Annotated in this window: 7 protein-coding genes; 4 read left to right on the plus strand and 3 right to left on the minus strand. The window is 55.3% G+C overall.

The features are described 5' to 3' along the window. Positions 1-126: 126 nt before the first annotated feature. The 3 genes from HX884_RS06700 to rimJ are packed head-to-tail and all read right to left on the minus strand — an operon-like array spanning position 127 to position 2,297. On the minus strand, positions 127-1,050 hold the full coding sequence (locus HX884_RS06700) for a Gfo/Idh/MocA family protein (RefSeq protein ID WP_178327883.1): 924 nt from the start codon (positions 1,048-1,050) through the stop codon (positions 127-129). A 2-nt stretch (positions 1,051-1,052) separates the two neighbouring features. Beyond that, positions 1,053-1,703 (minus strand): YceH family protein, encoded by a 651-nt coding sequence (locus HX884_RS06705; RefSeq protein ID WP_178327884.1) that lies wholly within the window; start codon positions 1,701-1,703, stop codon positions 1,053-1,055. A gap of 9 nt (positions 1,704-1,712) precedes the next feature. Next, the gene (gene rimJ / locus HX884_RS06710) at positions 1,713-2,297 is read right to left on the minus strand and encodes a ribosomal protein S5-alanine N-acetyltransferase (protein ID WP_013097146.1); all 585 of its coding nucleotides are present in this window, start codon (positions 2,295-2,297) and stop codon (positions 1,713-1,715) included. Between the two features lie 236 nt (positions 2,298-2,533). Here rimJ and mdtH point away from each other — a divergent pair, with 236 nt between their 5' ends. The 4 genes from mdtH (at position 2,534) to dinI (ending at position 5,918) form a co-directional block, all read left to right on the plus strand. Then, positions 2,534-3,742: a multidrug efflux MFS transporter MdtH gene (mdtH, locus tag HX884_RS06715; RefSeq protein ID WP_178327885.1), complete on the plus strand. Its 1,209-nt coding sequence runs from the start codon at positions 2,534-2,536 to the stop codon at positions 3,740-3,742. A 121-nt stretch (positions 3,743-3,863) separates the two neighbouring features. Next, positions 3,864-4,424, plus strand: a complete 561-nt coding sequence (locus HX884_RS06720; protein ID WP_013097149.1) for a lipoprotein — start codon at positions 3,864-3,866, stop codon at positions 4,422-4,424. A gap of 127 nt (positions 4,425-4,551) precedes the next feature. After that, a complete protein-coding gene (gene pyrC, locus HX884_RS06725) occupies positions 4,552-5,598 on the plus strand; it encodes a dihydroorotase (protein WP_178327886.1) in 1,047 nt (348 codons plus the stop codon). Positions 5,599-5,672: 74 nt separating this feature from the next. Further along, positions 5,673-5,918: a DNA damage-inducible protein I gene (gene dinI / locus HX884_RS06730; protein WP_013097151.1), complete on the plus strand. Its 246-nt coding sequence runs from the start codon at positions 5,673-5,675 to the stop codon at positions 5,916-5,918. Positions 5,919-6,212: the final 294 nt, after the last annotated feature.

Genomic DNA, 6,212 nt, shown 5'->3' on the forward strand with positions numbered 1-6,212 from the left:
TGAGAATTCCCACAACCCTACGGATTTCCAGGACGGGTAAGCGAAAGCGCCACCCATTGAAACCAACAAACGGCGCTTAGTCTACCCGGATTTAAGGGAATTACTATCGGCAGATGTTACAGAGAATTATTCGCTCATGGCCTCTCGCCAGAGCCGCTCAACAATGCGTTGTGCCATGATGGCCTGCTCACCGGATGTTTCCGGAACCGTCTGATTTTGCACACAGGCGATAAAGTGGCGGGCGCATCCGTCAAAGCCGCGCTGCTCAAGGGTGCTTTGCCAGCCAGGCGCCGGTAGCGTGACCACGCCGCTGCCTTTCTCTTCGCGCCATTCGCGCATGTCGGTAATGTCATACAGAGCCCCCTCAGTGACCGCCTGCACAGACTCCCGCTGACTGCCGGCCCGGCGATGCATGCTGGTGGTGACCTGCAGATGCTCAAGAGCAAAATGGTGCTCAGCGTAAACCATCTGGCCCTGATCGTTGGTCAACAGGGTGCCGCTTTTAAGCTGGGCTTGCCCGTTGGTTAGCCAGAGCGCCGTATCTACCACGTGCAGGTAATCATCCAGAAGGGTAAAGCGCAGATCGTTCGGTCCGACGCTGTCGGTACGATGCTTGTCCATTCGCAGGGACGCGAGCCCACCAGACCGGGCCTTCAACTGCTGGTAAAGCGGCGCAAAACGGCGATTGAAGCCCACCATCAGCGTCAGTTTTTTGCGTGCAGCGAGTTCAATCAGCCGTTCGGCATCCTGAATGTTTTCCGCCAGGGGTTTATCCACACAAACGTGGACCCCGGCATTCAGTAATACGCTGACCACCTGATAATGGGTGGCGGTAGAGGTGTGCACAAAGACCACATCGCAGTCGCGCGCCAGATCCTGAAGCGATGCCGCATACGGCATGCGCCAGGTTTCGCAGATCCGCTCGGCCTTCTCGCGGGTAGGTGACCACGCCCCTTGCAGCGTCCAGTCCGTCGCGGCCCCCAGAACAGGCAGCCAGGCCTTTTGCGCAATACCGCCCAGCCCTACCACGCCAACGCGTAATTTTTTCACCGTCAGTCTCCTAAATGTGCCAGCAATGCATCCAGGCGTTGTTTCAGCCCGGCCACCTCTTCCTCCAGCGCCTCTACGCGTGCCGCGAGGCTGTCATGCGCGGCGGGGGCAGCCGAATCTGCTAACACCGTTGACGGATCAACCTCACCGCTAAACAGGTGCATATAGCGGCTTTCACGTTTCCCCGGCTCGCGCGCCAGACGTACCACGTAAGGGCCATCCTCGCGGGTGGCAAGCCCGTCCAGGGTCTGCTCAACCTCCTGCATATCGGCGAACTCATGCATGCGGGAGGCCCGGGTGCGCAGTTCACCGGGTGTTTGCGCGCCGCGCAGTAACAGCGTGGTGATCACCGCCACCTCGGCGGCATTCAGCTTCAGATCGCCGAACTCGGAATTGCAAAACCGCTGCTCGTACTTGGTCACGCGGTTACCGAAACCGCTGACCGTGCGCAGGTAATGGCGTTTAACCAGTTCATCGAGAATATCCTGCACCTCATGTTCGCCGAGATTCATCACCGGCTCACGGTTGGTTTTCTGGTTACACGCCATCGTCACGGCATTGACGGAGAGCGGATACTGTTCCGGCGTGGTGACCTGTTTTTCCAGCAGGCAGCCAATCACACGCGCTTCTGTTGCGCTTAACTGATATTTCATCTCTTCTCCTTAGCGGCCTGCCGTCCAGTCCCGGGTGGTTAATGCTGTCAGTACGTGGTCGCGCCACTCTCCGTCTATCAGCAGATAATCTTTGGCGTACCCCTCTTTCTCAAACCCCAACCGCGCGAGCAAATTACCGCTGCGCTGATTGTGTGGCATGTAGTTCGCCATAATGCGATGGATATGTTGCGTGCGCTGCATATAACGGATCGCCACCGTTAGCGCCTCATACATCAGCCCCTGCCCTTGCCATTTCTGGCCGATGGAGTAGCCGAGGTAGCAGGCGTGAAACGATCCGCGCACCACGTTGGAAAAGTTGGCAATGCCGATGATCTCTTTTTCCTCCGGATCCAGCAGCGCGAAATAGAACGCGCTTCCCTGCTTGTGGAATTCTGCAATCATGCTGAGGCGCGCCTGCCAGCCGGAAGGGTAGCAGTGGCTCTCATCCCGAACGGGTTCCCAGGGTTTTAAAAACTGGCGATTCTCGGCGTAATAATCCGCCAGACGCCAGGCATCACGCTCGTGCACCAGACGAACAACCAGCCTGTCCGTTGTCAGACGCACTTTTGGCACATTACTGCGATAGCCAAACATCGATACCACTCCTTCCCGTCACTTCTGCTTACCCATTAGCTTTACTATACCTGCGCCTGTGCCGTCTGTGAAAACAGTGACATACCATTTTGACCTCTTTTCACATTTTTCGATGAGAACTCTCTATCAAAGCGCTCTTTTGATAAAAAAATATTGTCACGCGCGGGGGTGGGAAAAAACGTGGCGACACCGCAGAATGTTAGCGTGCTCACCATCCTGTTTTCCCTGGAGGGAAAATGTCCCGCGTATCACAGGCCAGGAGCCTGGGTAAATATTTCCTGCTAGTCGATAACATGCTGGTCGTGCTCGGCTTTTTTGTTGTGTTTCCCCTCATCTCGATCCGCTTTGTCGATCAAATGGGCTGGGCGGCACTGATGGTCGGTATCGCGCTCGGGTTACGCCAGTTTGTCCAGCAGGGTCTGGGCGTGTTTGGTGGTGCCATCGCCGACCGCTTTGGTGCCAAACCGATGATCGTGACGGGCATGCTGCTACGCGCGGCAGGCTTCGCCACCATGGCAATTGCCCAGGAACCGTGGCTGCTGTGGTTTTCCTGCTTCCTCTCCGGTATCGGTGGCACCCTGTTTGACCCGCCGCGCACCGCGCTGGTGGTTAAACTCATTCGTCCGCAGCACCGGGGACGCTTCTTCTCAATTTTGATGATGCAGGACAGCGCCGGGGCGGTGATTGGCGCCCTGCTGGGAAGCTGGCTGTTGCAGTACGACTTTCGTCTGGTCTGCGCGGCGGGTGCGCTGCTCTTTATTCTGTGTGCGCTCTTTAATGCCCTGTTTCTGCCGGCATGGAAACTGTCGACGGTCAAAGCCCCGGTACGCGAAGGTCTTGGCCGCGTGCTGCGAGACAAACGCTTTGTTACGTACGTGCTGACCCTGACGGGGTATTACATGCTGGCCGTTCAGGTCATGCTGATGCTGCCGATCATGGTAAACGACATTGCGGGCACCCCGACCGCCGTGAAATGGATGTACGCCATAGAAGCCTGCCTCTCTCTGACCCTGCTCTACCCGATCGCCCGCTGGAGCGAACGGCGTTTTCGCCTGGAGCATCGCCTGATGGCCGGGCTGTTATTGATGACGCTCAGCATGATGCCCATCGGGCTGGTGAACTCGCTCCAGCAACTGTTTACGCTGATTTGCACCTTCTATATCGGCTCCATTATTGCCGAACCGGCTCGTGAAACGCTGAGCGCCTCGCTTGCCGACGCGCGCGCTCGCGGCAGCTATATGGGGTTCAGCCGCCTGGGGCTGGCCTTTGGCGGTGCATTGGGTTACGCCGGCGGCGGCTGGCTGTTCGATGCCGGAAAAGCCCTAAGCCAGCCGGAACTGCCGTGGGTCATGCTCGGCGTGGTCGGCTTTATGACGCTCCTTGCGCTGTGGTGGCAATTTAGCCAGAAGCGCAGCGCGAGCGGCATGCTCGAACCTGGGGCATAACATTCCCTGCGGCGGGGCCTCTCCCGCCGCCATTATCAGTTTTTTCTGCTGGTTTCCGCTATTTCACCCTGACATACTGGCGTAACAGGACAGTAGCGCCGATTTTTCGTTGAGGAACACTATGAAAAAAATTGTCATTGCCGCCGCATTCATTGTCAGCGGCCTGCTGGTAGGTTGTAACCAGCTTACGCAATACACCGTCAGTGAGCAGGAAATTAATCAGGCGCTGGAAAAACATAATAACTTTTCAAAAGACATTGGTGTGCCGGGGCTTGCCGATGCGCATATCGTCCTCAGCAACCTCACCAGCCAGATTGGGCGCGAAGAGCCGAATAAAGTCACTCTCGCCGGGGATGCCAATCTCGATATGACCTCTCTCTTCGGTAACCAGAAAGCCAACATTAAGCTGAAACTCAAGGCGCTGCCGGTCTTTAACAAAGAGAAAGGGGCCATCTTCCTGCAGGAGATGGAAGTGGTAGACGCGGACGTCACGCCGGACAAGATGAAACCGGTGATGCAGACCCTGATGCCCTACCTGAACCAGTCCCTGCGCAACTACTTTAACCAGCAGCCGGCCTATGTCTTAAGTGAAGACAAGAGCAAGGGTGAGGCGCTGGCGAAAAAATATGCCAAAGGCATCGAGGTGAAACCGGGAGAGATCGTTATTCCATTCACCGATTAACCTGAAGGGGCGCAAAAGCGCCCTTTTTTTTACGGAAAAGTGTGCAAACGAAAACGTTTCCGCTTATGATTTGTGTCCGGCAAAAACAGCCATCCTAATGACTGATTCCTGACAAGCCGGAGCTTCCATGACTGCACAACCCCAGGTTCTTAAAATCCGCCGCCCTGACGACTGGCATATCCATCTACGTGATGGCGATATGCTGAAAACCGTCGTGCCGTATACCAGCGAAATTTATGGCCGCGCGATTGTCATGCCTAACCTGGTTCCACCAGTCACCACCGTTGATGCCGCTATGGCTTATCGCCAGTGCATTCTTGATGCCGTGCCGGCAGGACATGATTTCACCCCGCTGATGACCTGCTATCTGACCGACACCCTCGATCCGAATGAAGTGGAACGCGGCTTTAACGAAGGCGTATTCACCGCGGCGAAACTCTACCCGGCTAACGCTACCACCAACTCCAGCCACGGTGTCACCAGTATTGACGCCATCATGCCGGTTCTGGAGCGCATGCAAAAACTGGGCATGCCGCTGCTGGTACACGGTGAAGTGACCCACGCCGACATTGATATCTTCGACCGTGAAGCCCGCTTTATCGAAACCGTAATGGAGCCGCTACGCCAGCGTCTTCCTGCGCTTAAAGTGGTGTTTGAACACATCACCACCAAAGATGCCGCAGAGTATGTCCGCGATGGCAATGAACTGATTGCCGCCACCATCACGCCGCAGCATCTGATGTTTAACCGCAACCACATGCTGGTTGGCGGCGTTCGTCCGCATCTCTATTGCCTGCCGATTCTGAAGCGTAACGTTCATCAGCAGGCGCTGCGTGAACTCGTTGCCAGCGGTTTCTCCCGCGCCTTCCTCGGCACGGACTCCGCGCCTCATGCACGCCACCGCAAAGAGGCCAGCTGCGGTTGCGCAGGCTGCTTTAACGCCCCTACCGCGCTCGCCAGCTATGCCACCGTGTTTGAAGAGATGAATGCCCTGCAGCATTTTGAAGCGTTCTGCTCGCTCAATGGACCACGCTTCTACGGGCTGCCGGTCAACGAAACGTTCATTGAACTGGAGCGTAAAGAGAGCCGCGTGGACGAGGCCATTCCGCTGACAGATGACACGCTCATCCCATTCCTTGCCAGTGAAACCGTCAACTGGACGGTAAAACGCTAAAAAAACAGTGCCCCTTGTTGTCAAACCCATAATGTACCTGTATAAATAAACAGTATATTACACAGGGGGCATTTATGCGTATTGAAGTCACCATAGCCAAAACAACCGTTCTGCCTGCTGGCGCGCTTGATGCGCTGGCCGGTGAATTATCCCGCCGTATTAACAGTACTTTCCCTGACAACGCTGGTGCCGTAACGGTTCGTTATGCGGCGGCAAACAACCTCTCCGTCATTGGCGGCGCGAAAGAAGATAAAGACCGTATCAGCGAAATCCTGCAGGAAACCTGGGAAAGCGCCGACGACTGGTTCATCACAGATTAATCTTGCTCCCTCATTGTTCTTTTTTGCCGGGTCGCCCCGGCTTTTTTTCGTCTGAAATCCGGTTCGTTCAAATTAATTCGGCAACAAATTTAAAAATCGTGAACAAAGTGGTGTTTTATTGTTCGAACAATCCTAAAAAGCAGAAAAATGTGTTGCCAACTGTTTATTTTTCCCTTGCGAACCCTTATTACTTGTATACTGAAGATGCTTTCAGAAAAACATGCATTGAACCTCGGAGCGACTTTGTTGAATAAATCGAACTTTTGCTGAGTTGAAGGATCAGATCACGCATCT

This window comes from Enterobacter sp. SECR19-1250 (genome assembly GCF_013391025.1).
Classification (GTDB): domain Bacteria; phylum Pseudomonadota; class Gammaproteobacteria; order Enterobacterales; family Enterobacteriaceae; genus Enterobacter; species Enterobacter cloacae.